Below are 238 nucleotides of genomic sequence, written 5' to 3'. Positions count from 1 at the left end.
ATCCGAATGGCCGCAGATCACGACGTCGGTGACGCCTAGCGCCGCCACCGCATATTCGACCGTGGCCGACACGCCGCCCGGCTCCGGCCCGAACGAAGGCACGATGTTGCCCGCATTGCGGATCACGAACAGGTCGCCCGGTTCGCGTTGCGTGACCAGTTCGGGCACCATCCGGCTGTCCGAACACGAAATGAACAGGGTCCGCGGTGTCTGGCTGGTAGCCAGCTTGCGGAACAAC

The 238-nt window shown here is 65.1% G+C and carries 1 protein-coding gene; it reads right to left on the bottom strand.

Going from position 1 to position 238, the window contains the following annotated elements; translation table 11 throughout:
* Positions 1 to 238, bottom strand: a 238-nt coding sequence (locus tag SB771_RS36845; RefSeq protein WP_410722265.1) for a carbonic anhydrase, incomplete at both ends; no start/stop codon positions are given.

This window comes from Burkholderia sp. SIMBA_051 (assembly GCF_046534915.1).
GTDB classification, from domain to species: Bacteria; Pseudomonadota; Gammaproteobacteria; order Burkholderiales; family Burkholderiaceae; genus Burkholderia; species Burkholderia ambifaria.
This window is presented reverse-complemented; position numbering and strand designations above follow the sequence as displayed.